The following is an 18722-nucleotide window of genomic DNA, read 5'->3' as shown; positions in this document are numbered from 1 at the left end:
TCTGGTTTATGAAATAAGTTCAGAAAAACTACTGGTCAGGAAAACCTGGATCATCTCCCGGCGATAGGGCCTTGAATAGTGATCGTTGTCTACAACACGGCAGCTTTTTAAGGCTTGTTTGATATAGTGGTCGTTGTTTCCGTTTAAAGTTCCTTCGATCACTACGGGTTTAGGATCCACTCCTCCAATCACAATTTTTAATTTGCCTGTTGAATGAATAGTAACTGCTGTTGTGAGCGAGGTAAAATCAACGGCTTCACGTGGTCGCAATTTTTTAAAAATCGTTTTGAAATGAATATCTGTTGGCAGAATAATGTTTTTAATGAGGGAAGTCACAGACAGGTTTCGTGGATTCACGCCATCACCGGTGTAAATGGATTCCAAAGGGATTGTTTTTATTCCATGCTCATCCATAACTTCAATTTCCGCGTCCATACTGATGAGAACCGGTGCTGTATCTGAAACGAATTTTGAAAAGCAGGCTTTTTTACCACCTGTCGCGATACAAACATCTCCCTCGCATTTCAGGCAATATCCCACAGCTTCTCTCCACCATTCACTTTGATTGTAAAATGAACATCGGTTTTCGCACAGAATATTTCCTCCGAGAGTCGCCGTTTTTCTGAGCAGGGGAGAAGCAACAGCCCTGGCCGCCTCCAGTAGGGCGGGAAAATTCTTTCGGATGATTTCGTAATTCTTCAGATCATCCAAACGAATTAACGTTCCTGTTATTAATTTATTTCCTGTGTGTATTACTTGTTTTAATTCTGCTATTTCAGTGATGTCGATGAGGCAATCTGTTTCTGCGTTAGACTGAAATTTATTCACAAGCAAATCAGAACCTCCGGCAAGAAACCGGAATGAATGCTTGTTTTCTCCTGCCAGTTGAATTGCTTCGGCAACCGTTTCAGGTTTAAAATAAAATTTCTCTCCTGTCATCGTTCGGCAATTTCAGTTTTTGCATTTTTACTTTCCTTCATCAGTCGTAATACATCCTCCGATTTGATTGGTAATTTTGTAATTCGTATTCCTACGGCATCGTAAATCGCATTTGCAATTGCGGGAATCACAGGATGCAATGCGCCTTCGCCACATTCTTTTGCTCCGAAAGGTCCTTCCGGATCTATCGTCTCGATGATATTGGTATGTATGTCAGGCGTGTCGAGAGAAGTGGGAATTTTATAATCAAGAAAATTATTGTTGACGATGAGTCCTTTGTAATAAATCATTTCTTCGCTCATCGCTTGTCCAATTCCCATGTGCCAGGATCCTTCCAGTTGCCCCTCTACAGCAAGTGGATTAATTGCCTTGCCACAGTCGTGAGCTCCCCATAAATTTACTATTTTAACATGTCCGGTATTTACATCTACTTTGACTTCCGCAGTGCAGGCTCCAAAAGAATAGGAGGGGCTCAGTCCGGCACCTGAACCTTTAAAATTCCCGCCGAGTTTTGGTGAAATGTACTTGCCACTCACACTCACAGCGCCACGTTTGGCAGTGAGTTGTTCAATGGCATCTGTCCACGCCAGGTCAATCGTCTTGTCATTGCTGATGATTCTTCCATGCTTAAAAATCAATTCATCCACCGGGACTCCGGAATTTTTCGAAATGGTTTGTGCTATTTCATTACGTAGATTTTCAGCCGCGTCCTTCGCGGCATTCCCCGCCATAAAGGTGACCCTGCTGGAATAACTTCCAAGATCAACAGGTGTCAGCAAGGTATCCGCTGCAAGAACAAAAATTCTTTCAAGCCCGATTCCAAGAACTTCCGCTACAATCATCGCCAGCATCGTATCACTTCCTTGTCCGATATCGCTGGCACCTGAAGTAATCACCACTCTGCCGTCGAAATCAACTTTCAGATGAACCACCGATTGTGGTAATTCATTCCAGATAATTGGCAACGCGCTGCCACTGATAAAAAATCCACAACCGGTACCCATACCATGACCGTATTCAAGTTTGCCATGTTTATTTTTCCAGTCGGATTGGTCCGTTACTTTTTGCAATGACTCGCGGCTGCCGTTGGATGTGATTCGGTATTCCCCAACAGTCATCGAATTTGAATCCAGAAAATTCTTCATTCGCAGTTCAACAGGATCCATGTTGATTTTGTGTGCTATTTCATCAATCAAACTTTCTACTGCGAATCGTGAATTAACGGCACCATGTCCGCGCATAGCACCCGATTGAGGTTTGTTGGTATAAACCCTGAAAGTACGGAAACCGAAATTGCTCAGCTTATACGGAGCTTGCAGCAATACTCCGTTGTAATACGAAGTAACCACGCCAAAACTTCCGTAGGCTCCGCCGTCGATGGCAATATCAGCATCGAGTGCTTGTAAGATGCCATCTTTACTTGCGCCCAATTTTATGGTCATCCGTGACGGATGTCTTCCATGGTTAGTAATGAATACTTCTTCCCGTGTGAGTTTGACACGAACCGCTTTTCCTGTCTGTCGGGCAATATGCGCGATGATGATTTCATGTGGAAAAGGATCGCTCTTTCCTCCAAATCCACCGCCAACATATGGTTTGATCACACGTACGCGATTCAAAGGAACATTCAATACACTTGCAAGCGCGCGATGGAGATAATGTGGAACCTGAGTAGCCGTGGTGATCGTTAATCCATTTTCATCCCAAAAAGCAATCGCCGCGTGCGGCTCGGTAAATGCGTGTGTTACTGCTTCGAAATTAAATGTCAGCGAGCTTACAACATCTGATCCATTCAATCCTTCCTGCTGATCACCGAAACGCAGCTCCGCTTTTTTATGAATATTGTTGTTGAATTTTGTATGCTCATGAATTTTTTCATGATCACCAATGTCATGGATCGAATCATCGATCGTGAGAAATTCCCGGATAGGCTGATAGCTTACATGAATTACCTTACATGCATCAGCTGCGATCTCTTCTGTGTCTGCCGCAACCGCCGCGACAATTTCCCCTATATACCTGACCTTGTCAATGGCCATTGCGGTTTCATCATGCGAGATTGGAAGAACACCGAATTTTCCCGGCAACTCCGCGCCTGTTGCGATATACCGAACACCCGGTATTCGGGAAGCATCAAGTGTATCGACATTGAGAATTTTCGCGTGAGGATAAATGCTGCGTAAAAACTTCACATGCAAAGCCTCTTTTGTCCGAATGTCATCAGCATATTCCGCAAGACCTTTTGCTTTCTTTTCCGCTTCAATGGCCGGCCGTCCTGTGCCAACCATTGGAACAGCTTCCTGAAATTCTGCTATGGCTTTCTTTTTTTCTGTTGTTTCAGTTTCAAGAGCGTATTCTGTTACTGCTTCTATGATCTTTTTATATCCTGTGCACCTGCACACATTACCGGACAAACCTTCGCGTATACGGGCTTTATATTTTTCCGCATCCAGTTGTAAATTATTGTCCGCGGAAAGATTTTTAACAAGGCCAAGCGCAGTAAGAACCATTCCGGGTGTACAAAAGCCACATTGGATGGCTCCTTTATGCACAAATTTTTCCTGCAACCGATGCATCTCCCCATTTACAGCAACTCCTTCGATGGTCGTGATCTTCGCGTTTTCAAAGCGTAAAGCAGGTGTGATGCAACTCAGAACGGGTTCGTCATTTACCATGACAGTACAGGCTCCGCAACTTCCCTGCGAACAGCCAATCTTCGTTCCGGTCAATCCAATTTTTTCACGTATGACATTCGAAAGCATCTCGTGTTCGCTTACAGGAACATCATAGGATTTTCCATTAATGTTGAGATGTAGAACTTTCATCGTCAGTATCCCGGACTTTAAGGATGAAACGTTGGGAATATCAAAAATCCACTTATTCCTCAATTTCAACTATGACCTTCATCATGCTGAAAATTTGTAGAGGTGGCCTTAAGGGTGTTTCTAAAAGCCGGAATTGGCACCAATACTTTTCCCTCCATCTACATAAATTGTTTGTCCATTAATAAAACCTGTTTCAGGATTTGCAAGGAAGGCAACGGCATTTGCAACATCTTCGGGTTTCCCCATCGATTTTGAAGGCTGAGCATCAATCAGTTTTTGCAGAACAACTTTCTCCAGCTTTTGTGTCATCGGTGTATCAATCAGTCCGGGTGCTATGGCATTTACGCATATATTGTATTTGCCCAATTCAAGAGCAAGAACACGGGTGAGAGCGACAACTCCTGCCTTTGAAGCGGAATAATTACTCTGTCCCCTGTTTCCCAACCAGGCACGTGAAGCGATATTGATGATCCTGCCATTCTTTCGTTCCTTCATAATGCTGGCGGCTTCCCGGCACATCAGCCAGGTGCCTTTCAGATTCACATTGATGACCGTATCAAACTCTTCAACACTCATGTTCCAGATAAGATTGTCTCTGATAATTCCTGCATTGTTAACAACAAGATCAATACGATGGTACTTACTTATACATGAAGAAAAAAGAGTATGGACTTCTGTTTCATTGCAAATATTTGTCAATATATAGGTTGCCTCTTCAGTGTTGAATTCTATGGATAGTTTCTCAGCGCCTGCAGGATCAATGTCAACGGCAAGTACAAAATAATTATCCTTCACCAGTCTTCGCGCAATTGATTTTCCAATTCCATTTGCTGCACCCGTAACGATTGCAATCTTTTTATCTTCCATTCGAAACTGAATTGATCATTCGTTTGAACTATTATCCTGAATTTACCATCAGGAATTTAACCCGTTATTATTTTTTTGAAAAATAGCGATTGTATTCTTCGGGCGTATTGATATTTATCAGGATTCCGGGTTGTTCTACTTTGACTTCTACCTTTTTAAATTGTTCCAGTATATCCCGCAACGTTAATTCGTAGTCGTCGATGCTCAGGATATATTCTATGATTTTTTTGGAAATCAGCACCGGATGCCCTCTTTTTCCATCCATCGTCGGAACAATACAATCTGCATCAAAGCAATGTTTGCTCAAACTGAGTATGGTCTGAGTATCAATAAAAGGACTATCGACATTCTGAATAAAGCAGAATTCCTCGTCTTTTAAATTTTTCAAACCGCATTGTATAGAATAAAGTCTTCCTAAATCCGGTTGATGATTAATGCAAACGGATACTTCCGGTTGTTGAATTAATTTCTCCGGCAATACTATTTCAGGTTGAATGACAACTTGTATTCTTTTAATATCCGACCGAATATAAACACTTATTATTTGTTCAATAAAATTTGTATTGGACGAAAAAGGTAATAGCGCTTTTTGATGATTTGGAAAACGTCCTGACTTTCCTCCCGAAAGGATCAGGCTAGCCGGTGAATTTTTAAAAAAATTCTGTTCTGAATTCATAGCCCGGATCAGATTCTTGATTATAATTTCTCTTATCTGGAATCAATCTAAATTGCAAAATCGATGTTTGACTAAATAATATACATGATAATGGTCATGAAATTTAATACGAGAACGTATTTATATTAATAATTCTAGTCATATGAGACGATGATAAAAATCAGGAATATTGTATAACTAATAATTACCTAGATTTTATTTATAAAAATGTAAAATAATTATCCTTATGAATTCTGCTGTAAATATCCTTAATAAGAGGATTGAAGAATGCAAAGAGCTGGCATTTGATTTACATTTTAGGGCTGCAAAGCAGTGGAAGCAGGATGGTAAAAACAGATTATTGGTTGGGTATCTTCCGATTTATATACCACGGGAAATTATTCATGCAGCAAATGCATTGCCTGTAGGAATAATGGGAGTTGGTGATCGTAAGCAGATCATCAAAGGTGACGCGTATTACCAAAGTTATATCTGTCATTTACCAAGAGGTGTAATTGAAATGGCACTCGATGATAACCTGAATGATTTTGATGGATTTCTTTTTCCTGCGATCTGTGATTGCGTCAGAAATCTTTCAGGGATGTTTAAAATTGTAAAGAAGGGAAAGTTCACCCGGTATTTTGATTACCCTCAGAATTTTGACAAGTTGATCGGTGGTGTATTTTATCGTGAGTTACTGGAGACAGTAATGGAGGATATGTACAAATTGAACGGTGTCAAAGCGACGGTTGCTCAACTCAATCATTCAATTTCTCTCTACAATACCAATCGGCAACTGATAGAAAAAATTTACGATATACGCACAGAGTATCCATGGCGTATTTCTGCAACGGATTTGTATCATGTTCTCCGTGCAGGATTAGTTATTCCCGTCGAACAACACAATGAAATTCTGCAGGATGTTGTTGCATGCATCGGAGAAGAAAGAGGTGAACCCATGGACAATATAAAAATTGTCATTTCTGGTTCTTTCTGTGAACAACCTCCGATTGGTTTGATAAGGTCCATTGAAATGGCGGGTTGCTACATTGTTGATGATGATTTTATGTTAGGCTCCCGATGGATTATTGGGGATGTAGATGCAACTACCGATCAGCCTCTGCAGGCACTTGTCAATTCTTTCCTGACACAAAGTACTTTTTCATCCGCGATCTATGATGTAGACAATCCGAAAGGACAACGTCTGGTGGATTTGGTAAAAAGAAGAAAAGCGGATGGTGTCATTTTTTGCGCCGCCAGTTTCTGTGATCCTGCATTGCTCGACCGGCCGGATTTACAAAAGGCATGCGATGCTGCCGGAATTAATCATATCAATTTTCAATTTCACGAAAACACCGGACAGTTCAAAGTTATTAAAGAGCAAGCAGGAACATTCTCTGATTCAATAAAACTTTGGGTTTAATCCCACGAAATAATTCATTAGCCAGTCTAAACCAATAACCCACATCACCATGGGAAATCCACAGGAAGCATTGAAAGAAAAGAGCATGATCATCCAGAAAGAGATGCTCGGTAATCTTTTCACGGAATTGAGTACAGCGAAAGAAAAAGGAAAAAAAGTTGTCTACACATTCGTCCCCGGCAATCTGACGGAATTGATTTTAGCATTGGATATGTTACCGGTTTATCCGGAGATCAATGCTTTGCAATCCGGGATGAGAAAGAAATCGGGGGCATATATCAAGGACGCGGAAAAACTCGGCTTCAGTGAAGATGTGTGTACTTACGTGAAATGCGACATCGGAATGATGCTCAGTGGCAACATCGGACCAACGGGAGAGAAGCTTCCTGATCCCGACATGTTGCTTCTCAGCTATACTGGTTGCTTCACTTTTATGAAGTGGTTTGAAAATCTTGAGCGTTTGTACCCCGGAGTTGAAATCGCCATGCTGCACACTCCTTATCAGGAAGATGGCAAGATTACCGAGGATCAGGTGAATTACATGGTGAAACAGATGAAGGAAGATGTTATTCCCAAACTTGAAAAAGTCGCCGGGAAAAAACTGGATTACTCTCGTCTGAGCGGCATGCTTGAAAAATCCGCTGAAGCGGAAGAGTATTGGTCAAAGGTTTTGCAGTCTGCAAAAAATCGACCATCACCAATTGATTCTTATTTCGCCGGTGTGTATTACATGGGACCATTGTTTTCCGCATTCCGTGGCACGCAGGAAGCTGTAGAATATTACAAGGAATTGTATAATGAAGTAACCGAGCGACTCAATCTTGGATTGCACCCGATCAATCCGGAAGGTGAACTGAAAGAAGAACGATTCCGCCTGGTTGTGGAAGGACCACCGAACTGGACCAATTTCCGCGAGTTCTGGAAAATCTTTTACGACATGGGTGCGGTGATTGTCGCATCAACCTATACTAAAGTTGGCGGTCTTTATGATCTCGGATTTCGACACGAACCGGAGAAACCACTGGAGAGTCTCGCGAAATATTGTATGGGCTGTTACACCAATCTGAATCTCCCGCAACGTGTTGACCTGCTCGAATACTATATCAAGGAATACAAAGCGGACGGATTCCTTATCAATTCCATCAAGAGTTGTAACAGTTTCTCCGCGGGACAATTATTGATCATGCGTGAAATTGAGCAACGGTGCGGTGTACCGGTTGGATTCATTGAAAGCGACCTTGTGGATCCACGGTACTTCTCCTATGCCAATATCAAAAACAGGCTGGAGTCTTACTTCCAGATGTTGCAACAAAGGAAAATCATCATGGCCCAGGAGGTCAATGTTTGAGTGTAGGTATAATTCCCGGCTTTGCGCGGGAATAACAAAACGATTCATTCATTATTCAATTTCCATCCGATACGAAATGAAGAAATATTACCTCGGTGTTGATCTGGGATCAACTACTTCCAAAGCGGTTATCATCAATGAGGACGATGAAATTATTGGCCGTGGAATCACCAATACCCGCGCAAATTATTCGGTTGCCGCTGATATTGCACGTATGGAGGCGATTTACAATGCTCGTTTTTCGGTACTCAAGAGGAATCTGGAAAAAGAAATAGCACTTCGCCCGGAATACAAAAAATACATCGATGACCTGGAAAGCGTATTTCAGTATGAAGAATTCAAAATCCGTCTGGATAAACTTGGAGAAGAATTATTTAAAACCTGCCGGGTTTATTTTAAAGGTGATATGCAGGAATTTGTTCTTGAAAAACTCCGGGCTATACGTAAAACCATCAAGCCAAAAATTAAAAATGAATACATCTACGGAAATTTGGGTGGTAAAAATCAGTTCTTCCGTGATGTTGTTTCAGAAAAATACAATGAAGAAGTAAACAAGCTCGATAAGTCTCTATTCGAGCCAATGATGACGGTTTGGGATAAAAGTATCACTCCTGCTGAAAATGAAGTGGTGAATTTTGATTTTAAAACACTCATTCACCAGGCGATGGAAGTGCTCCGTGACAAGTATGAAAATCTTCCCGATACTCCCACCGATGTTCCTTTTGTCAACGACAGTGCATTTGATGCCGAGATGTATTTATTGAAAGGTGATTTCAAGAATGTTTCGGAATCCCTTCGTTCGCATATTGACGAGGTAGCGGATCTTGAATTCAATATTGAAAACATGACCGGGACCGGTTATGGCCGGGCGCTCTTGCCTTTTCCACAGGATTGTATCCGTTCGGAAATTCTGTGTCATGCATTCGGTGCACACGCGGTTTTTCCGAATACACGCACTGTTCTCGATATCGGCGGACAGGATACCAAAGCGATACAAGTAGATAAATACGGACTCGTAACCAGTTTCCAGATGAACGATCGTTGCGCTGCGGGTTGTGGCCGTTATCTGGGATACATTGCTGATGAAATGAGTATTTCTCTCAATGAACTTGGGCCAATGGCTATGCAAGCGGAGAAGGAAGTAACCATTTGTTCGACTTGTACGGTGTTTGCCGGAGCGGAACTTCGGGAGTTGACAAATCTCGGCGAAAAACGGGCGGATATTCTCGGTGGCTTGCACAAAGCGATCATTATGCGCGCCATGTCTCTCATTGCAAGATCCGGCGGTGTCTTCAATGAATTTACGTTTACCGGTGGTGTTGCCAGAAACCCTGCGGTGATCAAATATCTCGGACAACTTGTGCGTGAAAATTATGGTGATGGAATCACGATCAATATCCACACAGACTCAATATTTATGGGTGCTCTGGGTGGTGCCATGTTCGCCAGAAGAAACATCAGCACCGACCTTCCTTCTAAATCCAACACGGCCGAAGTTTCAGTCGGATAATTTATTATACCATGGAAAACGCTGTATACACAATGGGAATTGATATCGGAAGCAATTTCATCAAACTCGTATTGATGAATTATTCCGAAAACCCTTCAATCCTTGATAAACAAACTGAAAAGATCCGTAAACGTAATCCCACACAGGTCGCGGATGAAATGGTTCAGGCAATGCTGACCAAACACAATTTACAGTATGAAGATGTTGCCTATCTCGCTTCGACAGGCGAGGGTGATCTTGTGCGTAAAAAACGGGGACATTTCTACGGCATGACGACCCATGCACGAGGAGCGAATTTTCTATTTCCGGATGCACGAACAGTCGTTGATCTGGGCGCTTTGTATGTTCGCGCGATCCGTATTCGCGAAGACGCGCGTGTGGAAGATTATAAAATGACCGGTCAGTGTGCGTCCGGCTCCGGACAATTCCTCGAAAATATTTCCCGTTACCTCGGTTTGTCTATTGAAGAAGTTGGAGAAGTCTCCCTTGAAGGGGAACAACCGGAAGTGAGTTCAGGGATCTGCGCCGTGCTGGCTGAAACAGATGTTATCAATATGGTATCACGCGGCATTACAACACCGAATATCATCAAAGGAATTCACCTTTCTATCGGCTCCCGAATCATCAAACTGCTGAGTTCCCTGAAAGCGGAATCCCCGATTGTGCTTACCGGAGGAATGGCGTTGAACAAAGGTATGATCCAGGCAATCGATGAACTGTTGAAGGAAGGCAGTAAGAAATATGTTATCCACGCGCATCCCGATTCGATTTACGCCGGCGCTATTGGTGCTGCTCTTTGGGGAGGCTACAGGGATAAAAAACTTAAAGAAAAACAAGCCGTGGCAGTATAAAACTTCTTCCCATGAAAGAGCTCAGATCGGATAAACAATTGGGTACTATTCTTCCCAACATCGCAACATTGCTGGACCGAAATGTGAAATTATATGGGGAACGCATCGCGTTAAAAGAAAAACGCGATGGTATCTACGTGGGAATAAATTGGAATGAGCTGTATCGAAATGTTCTCAATATCGCTGCAAATCTGAGACGATTTGGTTTTCACGAGGGAGATAAGATGATCATCTATTCTCCAAACCGTTTGGAAATGCTCGAAATGGAACTTGCGGTGATGGCTTCCGGCGGAGTGAGCGTTCCTATTTTCGCTTATTTTTACAAAGATACAGCCGAATTACTGATCAATCATTCGGATGCAAAATTTCTGTCTCTCGCAGGAGAATTACAGCTGAGCAGATTGAGCAACTCTATTCATGTTAATCATATTTTTGTTTTTGACCAAGTTGAAACACAGTTCTTCCCGAATCAACATTCTTTTTCTGAATTGTTAGTTGAAACAGGTGCCGACCCATCCATCTTGAAGCTGAATGCGGCTCCCGATGATATTTGCCTGAACATGTATACCTCCGGAACAATGGGTGTTCCGAAATGTGTTCAACTGATGCATAAAAATATTTTATCGCAACAGGCTGCTTTGTCACTGGTCTGGAACATCGATCAAAATGACCGCTTCCTTTCTTATCTGCCCTGGCATCACAGTTTCGGAGGAATTTTTGAATTGTTCACCGCTTTGTACAACGGTGCCACCATTTCTCTCGAATCGGGCTATGGAAAAGATCCAAAAGAAATTCTTGAGAACTGGAAATTGATCCAGCCAACTGTATTTTTCAGTGTGCCAAAAGTGTATCAGTCGTTGATCGATCTCACTAAACACGACAAATCCGCGGAGGACCTTTTCTTTCATTCCCAACTGAAATTTATTTTCACCGCTGCCGCTGCATTACCCAAAAACTTGTCCGATGTGTTCGAAAGCCGGAACATTCCGGTAATGGAAGGCTGGGGCCTGACAGAAACTTCTCCTTGTTGTTCTCTCACAGATCCAAAGTTGAAAAGGGAAGCAGGCGTTGTAGGAAAACCATTGCCTGGAGTTAGCTTACGTCTTAGTGATGATGGTGAAATTCAGGTCAACGGTCCCAACGTAATGAAGTGTTATTATAAAAATGATGAGGCGAACAAAGGGATTTTTACTGAAGATGGCTGGTTCTGTACCGGAGATATCGGAGAATTCACGGACAATGGTCTTAAACTCATCACTCGTAAGGACAGGATTTTCAAATTGTCAAACGGGGAAAAGGTAGTCCCTTCGGATTTGGAAAAATTGATTGAGATGAAATGTCATTACATCTCTTTCGCCATGGTTGTAGGAAGCGGGCAGGAATATCCTGTCGCGATTTTGTTTCCGAATAAGAAATTACTTGATCACCCTGATTACGCGCACACTCCTGAAGGCGGATGTTTTTGTCCGCGAAATATGGAGGAACTGCGTAAATGTCTGCACAGTTGTTTACATGACGCCAATTGTGCCATCGGACAAAAATTCGCGCAGATTCGTGCGGCAATGATTATCGATGATGAACTTTCTCTCGAGAAAGGAACACTCACACCTTCGATGAAGGTCGCGCCCAGAAGCGTAGTCACAGCATACAAATCACATCTTGAAAATCTCTACGGAGAAGACAATCCTGTAGAGGAAGAAATTTACATCATCCGACTGGATCAACTCAAAGATACGGTTGGACGCATATTCGCCACCTGACATGTACGAGATCCGGATTACACAATTGCTGAAAAAAGTAATGGGCGATTATTTTCGCTCACTGGAAAATACAGACCGTAAAATCGCCTGGTGTACAAGCGTAGGTCCTGCTGAGTTACTTCGATCCTTTGGTTTCGAAGTTTACTTTCCTGAAAATCACGGTGCATTACTCGGTGCAACACGATCGGCAACCGATCTGATTCCCGAAGCAGGGAAAAAGGGATTTTCAAATCACATTTGTTCCTATACCACCAGTGATATCGGTTCTTTCCTCACCGGCCGTACACCTCTGCAATCACATTACGGTTTGTCAGGAATTCCAAAACCTGACCTGATCGTTTACAATACAAACCAATGCCGGGAAGTTCAGGATTGGTTTACGTTTTACGCGGATTATTTTAAATGTCCGATTGTTGGAATTCATCCTCCCCGATACCTCGATGAAGTAAGCCGCCCCGAAGTTGCATTGGTTGTTAGCCAGCTTAAAAATATTATTCCTGCCTGTGAACTTGCTTCAGGTAAAAAATTTGACATTGATTCTTTCAGGCAAACATTGCGATTGAGCAGGGAAGCCACCGTTCTCTGGCAAAAAGTACTTCGAACAGCAAAAGCTTCACCTGCACCAATCAGTTTTTTCGATGGGACAATACACATGGGTCCCATCGTGGTCTTGCGCGGAACGGAAACCGCGAGAAAATATTACGAGACCTTATTGACAGAACTGGAAGGGAATGTTCGGGACGGGGTCGGGATTTTGGAAAAAGAAAAGTGCCGTTTATTCTGGGAAGGAATGCCAAACTGGGGAAAGAACAGGATGTTCTCTGATTTATTTATTCAGAACAATGCGAGTGTTGTTGCTTCAACGTATTGCAACAGCTGGATTTTCGATGACTTCGATGAAAACGATCCGTTTGAATCTTCCGCATATGCCTACACACAGATTTTTATCAATCGAAGTGAAAAAGCGAAAATGAAAATGCTCACAGCCTGGCTGGAAGAATTCTCCTGTGATGGAATCATTTATCACGATACAAAGACCTGTTTTAATAATTCGAACGCGAAATTTGGCTTGCCTCAGCGTCTGAAAGATCAAACCGGTATTCCATATCTCGTGATCGAAGGAGATTTATGCGACTTGCGTTTCTTCTCCGAAGGACAAAGCATTACAAAAATAGAGACGTTCGTTGAACAACTTGAATCCATGAAAATTAAAATCTGACTACCAATGACAGAACAACATATTGCACTGGGAGAAAGAGTTGCCGTCATCGGTCTTGGACCGGTTGGATTGATTCTCGCCATGCACCTAAAAGAAGCGGGATGTACGGTAGCGGTTTGCGATAACGACAAGGTGAAAGTAAACATGATTCGCAAAGAAGGCATTAAACTGGAAGGGGCGATTCAAAAACAGGCATTTATCGATACTATTTATACAGATTTTCACGATATACGAGAGTTCAATCCTGCGATCATATTTGTTTGTATAAAAGGATATTCCACTCCTGCTTTTGTAGAACAGGTGATGAGTATGAATCTGGATTCACAATTGTTTGTAAGCGCTCAGAATGGAATTGATGTGGAACAGATTTTTGCTTCCGGAATCAGTGAAAGCAAAACCCTGCGCATGGTAATAAATTTTGCCGGCAATCTCATTTCCCCGAATGTTGTGAAGGTTACTTTCTTTAACCCTCCAAATTATATTGCTTCTCTCGACGATTCAAAAATTGAAACTGCCCGTCAGATCAGTTCCTGGTTTAACAGCATTAATCTTACAACACAGGCGCTGACATCTTTTGAAATGCTCAAGCAGATCTGGGAGAAAACAATTTTGAATTCCTCGCTCAGCGCGCTCTGTGGAATCGGAAAACTGACCATCAAGGAAGCGATGAATATGCCGGATACCGTTGAGATCATAGAACAGGTGATCGAAGAAGCCGTAGAGGTAGCGGAGGCTGAAAAGATAAAGTTCGAAGATGAATTCATCAGAAAATGTCTTCGATACCTCAAAAAAGCCGGTGATCACTTTCCTTCCCTTGCTGTTGACCTCATCAACAACCGTCCTACGGAAATCGATTTTATGAATGGTAAAATTGTGGAATATGGAAGAAAACATTACATCCGTACTCCGATCAATCTGGCTTTCACCAATATGGTTAAAGCGATGACCATTCGCAGTTCCAGTTCCTTTATGAAGACACTGGATCCTTCAATAATCGGAAAAAAATTTATTGGAGCGAAGAAGTCAAAAATGGAAAATGGTGTCATCATCAAAGGAGATAAATCCGGAAACGGAGAGTATTTCCTGGGTGTTGATTTGGGTTCTTCTTACACCAAGTTCATTGTTATAGACAGTAATTCTAAAATCGCGTTTAAGCTGGCACTAAAAACAATAAACCGGGATAAAATCGGCGTGCGACATGTACTGAACGCGATTCGCTCGGAATTTGAAATCAAAGCATGCTGCGCTACCGGATATGGAAGGAAAAGTTTCCCTGACGCGGATTTTGTGAAAACAGAAATTAATTGCGCCGCTGAAGGCGTTTCCCTCTATGCGAAAGGAGAAAAAAACATCATTGACATAGGAGGAGAGGATATTAAAGTTATTCACTGCGATTCAGGAAACCATGTAGAGAATTTTTATTTGAATGATAAATGCGCGGCTGGTACAGGGTCATTCATCACGGAGATTTCCGAACGTGCGGAAATTAATATCGGTGAAATGAGCCTGCTTGCTGCACGCAGTAATAATAAAAATGAACTGAATAGTTTCTGTACTGTTTTCGCTAAAACGGAAATTATGAAATGGCTGATCGAAGGAATGAGCGTGGAGGACATTTCCAAAGGTGTTTATCTCTCGATTGCCAATCGTGTAGCAAAACTTCGCATCAAGCCGGGTGCCCCTGTTTACCTCATAGGCGGTGTTGTTGCTTTCCATCCTTACCTCATCGATATCCTGGAAAAGAAACTCAGCGAAAAAGTTGAGACTGTCGAACACTCGCAGTTTATGACTGCCCTGGGTGCAGCAGTGTATGCCAAACAGAATGTGGCGGTTTTGGAAAACGAAAATATCACAGAACACAAAATACTTTAATTGTGAAAGCTTTTCATGACAAGAATAAAGGAATAGGAATTATCTACGATGATATTTATCTCGTGAATGGCGCTCGAACAGCTTTTGGAAAATACTGTGGTTCTCTGGCAATGGTTTCGCCAACTGATCTGGGAATTTTCGCGGGACGTGCCGCACTTCAGAAATCCACTTTAAAACCAGGAGATATTGACCAGGTCATTATCGCGAATATCGGACAAAGTTCTACCGATGCGTATTTCTTGCCACGGCACATCTCCCTTTTTACTGGGATTCCGATGGAAATCCCAAGCCTGATGGTTCAACGCATTTGTGGTTCTGGTTTTGAAACTATCATCACCGGTGCGGAACAAATCACTCTTGGAAAAGCGAATGCTGTTTTGTGTTGTGGTACTGAAAATATGTCCCTTGCTCCAACAGTTTGTTTTGGAAACCGCATGGGCTATCCCCTCGGCCGACCGGTATTCAAAGATATGTTATGGGAAGCTCTTGATGATACAGCAGCCGGTTATCCAATGGGCTACACTGCCGAAAATGTCGCGAAGAAATATAGTATCACTCGTTTTGATGTGGATGCATTCGCGAAGCTTTCATCAGACAGAGCAATCGCGGCACGTGATCGTGGCTTTTTTAAAGATGAAATTTCTCCGGTTGCTTCCACAGTATTTGAAGCAGACGGTTTGAAAGCACGAAAAGTTTCTTTGCCCAGAAGTGTAACCCAGTTTGAACTGGATGAACATGTACGTGCTACAACACCTGAGGCGTTAGCCAAATTGCCGCCGGTGTTTTCTGAAGTTGGCGTTTTGACCGCTGGAAATTCAAGCGGTATGGTCGATGGAGCTGCAGCTGTTACCGTGGCCAATAAACATCAGATCAAGATATCCAACCTGATTCCTATATCCAGGATTGTCGCTTCTGCAAGCTGTGGGGTTGATCCAAAAGAAATGGGTTTGGGTCCGGTTCCTGCTATCCGGCTTTTGTTGGAAATGACCGGATTGAAAATGACTGACATCGGCCTGATAGAAATCAATGAAGCTTTTTCCGCGCAGTTCATCGGCTGTGAAAGAGAGCTCAATCTCGACAGAAATATTTGTAATGTGAACGGTGGAGCCATCGCTATCGGGCATCCCCTGGCTGCAACAGGAGCTCGTTTGTCTTTGACAATTTCCCGTGAAATGAACTATCGTAAAGTGAAGTACGGAATCGCTTCCGCATGTATCGGAGGTGGACAGGGTACTGCTATATTATTTGAAAATTGTAATCTGTAGCCTATGTCAGAACAGAAATTATATCAATGGAAAATGACAGAGTTGAGCAAAGAATTCAGCCTGTCTGAAAATTCCTTACCAGAATTAGGAGAGGGAGAAGCTCTTGTTAAAATTGCAGGATGTGGAGTCTGCCATACGGATCTTAGTTTTTGGCATCAGGGTGTGCAAACCAAACATCCGCTACCGCTCACTTTGGGTCATGAAATCAGCGGAGTAGTAGTAGCAGGCCCTGAAGCGTGGATATCAAAAAAAGTAATCATTCCGGCAGTTCTCCCATGCGGGGAATGCGAACTCTGCAAAAGAGGCAGAAGTAATATTTGCCGGAACCAATTAATGCCCGGTAATGATTTCGATGGTGGTTTTGCATCACACATTAAAGTGCCGGCCAGATATCTCTGCGAAGTTCCTGATGCTGTTTTGAAGAAATATTCCCTGGAACAACTGGCAGTTATCGCGGATGCGGTTTCTACTCCTTACCAGGTGATAAAAAAGGCGGAGATTGAAAAAAATGATTTTGCTATCGTAATTGGGGTTGGTGGAGTAGGTATTTACGCGGCCTTGCTCGCGAAAATCAGTGGCGCAAAAGTACTGGCCCTGGATCTCAGTGATGAAAAACTAGCCATAGCCAATGAGAATAAAATAGATGCCGTGCTCAATATTAAAGGAATGGATACAAAATCCATCAAAGAGCGGGTGAAATCTATTGCTAAGGAACTGAAAACTTCAGCCTATTGCTGGAAAATATTTGAAATGTCAGGAACTAAAGCCGGACAGGATCTTGCCTTCAATTTGATTTCATTCGCTTCCACCTTGTCGATCGTTGGTTTTACAATGGACAAAGTAGAAGTGAGACTGAGCAACCTGATGGCTTTTGACGCGAAACTTGTAGGCACCTGGGGTTGCAAACCGGAGCTTTATCCTGAAGTATTGCAACTTGTCGCAAACGGAATGTTGAATATCACCGAGTTCGTACAGACATTTCCAATGTCAAAAATCAATGAGGTTTTTAAAAATACACTCGAACACAAATACACCAAACGGTCGGTAATGGTTCCCGATTTCACCAATTAATAAAAGGAATATGAAAACACTTCACAGTCACAATCTGGTTCAGACAGAATTTAATGAAATTATTTTTGAAAAACGCCCTTGTCTTGATAGAAGCGGTGCTTCAATAAGCGGACTTTATAATGCATGGATCTGGTTGAACAATCCAAAACAATTTAATTCATATACAACCGCGGCAGTGAAGGAAGTTATTCTCGCTTTTCGTGAAGCATCGAATGACCGGAGCATTGTCGCTGTAGTCTTTACCGCTGTTGGAGAAAAAGCATTCTGTACCGGAGGAAATACAAAGGAATATGCTGAATACTATTCTAGCAACCCTCAGGAATACAGTCAGTACATGCGATTGTTCAACGACATGGTCACGGCTATTTTGCTTTGCGAAAAACCTGTCATCAATCGTGTAAATGGAATGCGGATTGCCGGCGGTCAAGAAATTGGTATGGCCTGTGATTTTACCATCGCGCAGGATTTCGCTCGTTTTGGTCAGGCTGGGCCAAAACATGGAAGTGCTCCTGTAGGCGGAGCCACTGATTTTCTTCATTTGTATGTAGGTGTTGAAAGAGCGATGAGTTCTCTCACGCTCTGCGAACAGTGGACTGCACATCAGGCATATCAATATGGCTTGATCACGGATCTGGTGCCTGCTTTGAAAGTTGATGGAAAATTTATTGCTAATCCTCTTGTAAATACGGACAAATGGATGGATGAATTTGGAAAAATTATTTATGGAACTCCAAAGCGGGGAGAAGCGTTGGCAAAAGCAAAGGAAATTGTCGCAAAAGGTAACATGGATCTGTCATTGTTGGACGAAGGTGTCAATAACCTGATAGCGAAATTGCTTTACACATTCCCGAATTGTACGATGAAAACTGTGAACGCCGTGAGGCAGAAAAAACTGGAGCATTGGGACAAAAATAAAGAAGCCAACAGGGAATGGCTTGCTTTGAATATGATGACCGAAGCGAAAGCGGGATTTCGTGCTTTCAATGAAGGACCGAAAGAGAATCGTGAAGTAGACTTTATACTGCTGCGACAACTTTTGTCTGAAGGACAGGAATGGAACGACGAAATGATTCGGAAAATCTCGCCTCAGTTTCAGCAAATACCGGGTTGATCTGTT

General features: G+C 42.6%; 14 protein-coding genes. 10 read left to right on the top strand and 4 right to left on the bottom strand.

The features are described from left to right. Positions 1–6 precede the first annotated feature (6 nt). The 4 genes from IPP86_18215 to IPP86_18200 form a co-directional block, all read right to left on the bottom strand. Positions 7–939, bottom strand: coding sequence for an FAD binding domain-containing protein (locus IPP86_18215; GenBank protein MBL0140435.1), 933 nt, complete (start codon positions 937–939; stop codon positions 7–9). Beyond that, complete coding sequence (locus IPP86_18210; GenBank protein MBL0140434.1) at positions 936–3764, bottom strand: molybdopterin-dependent oxidoreductase; 2829 nt, start codon at positions 3762–3764, stop codon at positions 936–938. The genes IPP86_18215 and IPP86_18210 overlap by 4 nt, the downstream gene beginning before the upstream one ends. 120 nt (positions 3765–3884) lie before the next feature. After that, a complete protein-coding gene (locus IPP86_18205; protein MBL0140433.1) occupies positions 3885–4631 on the bottom strand; it encodes an SDR family oxidoreductase in 747 nt (248 codons plus the stop codon). Between the two features lie 67 nt (positions 4632–4698). Beyond that, positions 4699–5307, bottom strand: coding sequence for an NTP transferase domain-containing protein (locus tag IPP86_18200; protein MBL0140432.1), 609 nt, complete (start codon positions 5305–5307; stop codon positions 4699–4701). A gap of 226 nt (positions 5308–5533) precedes the next feature. On the opposite strand from IPP86_18200, the gene bcrC reads away from it, so the two are divergent. The 10 genes from bcrC (at position 5534) to oah (ending at position 18716) form a co-directional block, all read left to right on the top strand. After that, the gene (gene bcrC / locus IPP86_18195) at positions 5534–6709 is read left to right on the top strand and encodes a benzoyl-CoA reductase subunit C (GenBank protein ID MBL0140431.1); all 1176 of its coding nucleotides are present in this window, start codon (positions 5534–5536) and stop codon (positions 6707–6709) included. A gap of 49 nt (positions 6710–6758) precedes the next feature. Next, positions 6759–8057 carry a benzoyl-CoA reductase subunit B gene (gene bcrB, locus IPP86_18190; protein MBL0140430.1) on the top strand — a complete coding sequence of 433 codons (1299 nt, stop codon included), beginning with the start codon at positions 6759–6761 and terminating at the stop codon, positions 8055–8057. A gap of 76 nt (positions 8058–8133) precedes the next feature. Then, complete coding sequence (locus IPP86_18185; GenBank protein MBL0140429.1) at positions 8134–9567, top strand: benzoyl-CoA reductase subunit A; 1434 nt, start codon at positions 8134–8136, stop codon at positions 9565–9567. Positions 9568–9578: 11 nt separating this feature from the next. Further along, positions 9579–10418 carry a benzoyl-CoA reductase subunit D gene (gene bcrD, locus IPP86_18180; GenBank protein MBL0140428.1) on the top strand — a complete coding sequence of 280 codons (840 nt, stop codon included), beginning with the start codon at positions 9579–9581 and terminating at the stop codon, positions 10416–10418. 11 nt (positions 10419–10429) lie between these two features. Next, a complete protein-coding gene (locus IPP86_18175) occupies positions 10430–12178 on the top strand; it encodes an AMP-binding protein (protein ID MBL0140427.1) in 1749 nt (582 codons plus the stop codon). A 1-nt stretch (position 12179) separates the two neighbouring features. Further along, positions 12180–13397: a 2-hydroxyacyl-CoA dehydratase gene (locus IPP86_18170; GenBank protein ID MBL0140426.1), complete on the top strand. Its 1218-nt coding sequence runs from the start codon at positions 12180–12182 to the stop codon at positions 13395–13397. Positions 13398–13403: 6 nt separating this feature from the next. After that, positions 13404–15269 (top strand): 2-dehydropantoate 2-reductase, encoded by a 1866-nt coding sequence (locus IPP86_18165; protein MBL0140425.1) that lies wholly within the window; start codon positions 13404–13406, stop codon positions 15267–15269. A gap of 32 nt (positions 15270–15301) precedes the next feature. Next, positions 15302–16534 (top strand): thiolase family protein, encoded by a 1233-nt coding sequence (locus tag IPP86_18160; protein ID MBL0140424.1) that lies wholly within the window; start codon positions 15302–15304, stop codon positions 16532–16534. Between the two features lie 3 nt (positions 16535–16537). Next, positions 16538–17605, top strand: coding sequence for a 6-hydroxycyclohex-1-ene-1-carbonyl-CoA dehydrogenase (gene had, locus IPP86_18155; GenBank protein ID MBL0140423.1), 1068 nt, complete (start codon positions 16538–16540; stop codon positions 17603–17605). A 10-nt stretch (positions 17606–17615) separates the two neighbouring features. Further along, a complete protein-coding gene (oah, locus tag IPP86_18150) occupies positions 17616–18716 on the top strand; it encodes a 6-oxocyclohex-1-ene-1-carbonyl-CoA hydratase (protein ID MBL0140422.1) in 1101 nt (366 codons plus the stop codon). Positions 18717–18722 lie beyond the last annotated feature (6 nt).

The organism is Bacteroidota bacterium (assembly GCA_016720935.1).
GTDB lineage: Bacteria > Bacteroidota > Bacteroidia > AKYH767-A > 2013-40CM-41-45 > JADKJP01.
The sequence above is the reverse complement of the archived record's forward strand: the minus strand, read 5'-3'. Positions and strand labels throughout refer to the sequence as shown.

Excerpts from the sequence above, each read along its gene's own strand:
- IPP86_18215 (MBL0140435.1), bottom strand. The coding sequence starts at position 939 with ATGACAGGAGAGAAATTTTATTTTAAACCTGAAACGGTTGCCGAAGCA.
- IPP86_18210 (MBL0140434.1), bottom strand. The coding sequence starts at position 3,764 with ATGAAAGTTCTACATCTCAACATTAATGGAAAATCCTATGATGTTCCT.
- IPP86_18205 (MBL0140433.1), bottom strand. The coding sequence starts at position 4,631 with ATGGAAGATAAAAAGATTGCAATCGTTACGGGTGCAGCAAATGGAATT.
- IPP86_18200 (MBL0140432.1), bottom strand. The coding sequence starts at position 5,307 with ATGAATTCAGAACAGAATTTTTTTAAAAATTCACCGGCTAGCCTGATC.
- bcrC (MBL0140431.1), top strand. The coding sequence starts at position 5,534 with ATGAATTCTGCTGTAAATATCCTTAATAAGAGGATTGAAGAATGCAAA.
- bcrB (MBL0140430.1), top strand. The coding sequence starts at position 6,759 with ATGGGAAATCCACAGGAAGCATTGAAAGAAAAGAGCATGATCATCCAG.
- IPP86_18185 (MBL0140429.1), top strand. The coding sequence starts at position 8,134 with ATGAAGAAATATTACCTCGGTGTTGATCTGGGATCAACTACTTCCAAA.
- bcrD (MBL0140428.1), top strand. The coding sequence starts at position 9,579 with ATGGAAAACGCTGTATACACAATGGGAATTGATATCGGAAGCAATTTC.
- IPP86_18175 (MBL0140427.1), top strand. The coding sequence starts at position 10,430 with ATGAAAGAGCTCAGATCGGATAAACAATTGGGTACTATTCTTCCCAAC.
- IPP86_18170 (MBL0140426.1), top strand. The coding sequence starts at position 12,180 with ATGTACGAGATCCGGATTACACAATTGCTGAAAAAAGTAATGGGCGAT.
- IPP86_18165 (MBL0140425.1), top strand. The coding sequence starts at position 13,404 with ATGACAGAACAACATATTGCACTGGGAGAAAGAGTTGCCGTCATCGGT.
- had (MBL0140423.1), top strand. The coding sequence starts at position 16,538 with ATGTCAGAACAGAAATTATATCAATGGAAAATGACAGAGTTGAGCAAA.
- oah (MBL0140422.1), top strand. The coding sequence starts at position 17,616 with ATGAAAACACTTCACAGTCACAATCTGGTTCAGACAGAATTTAATGAA.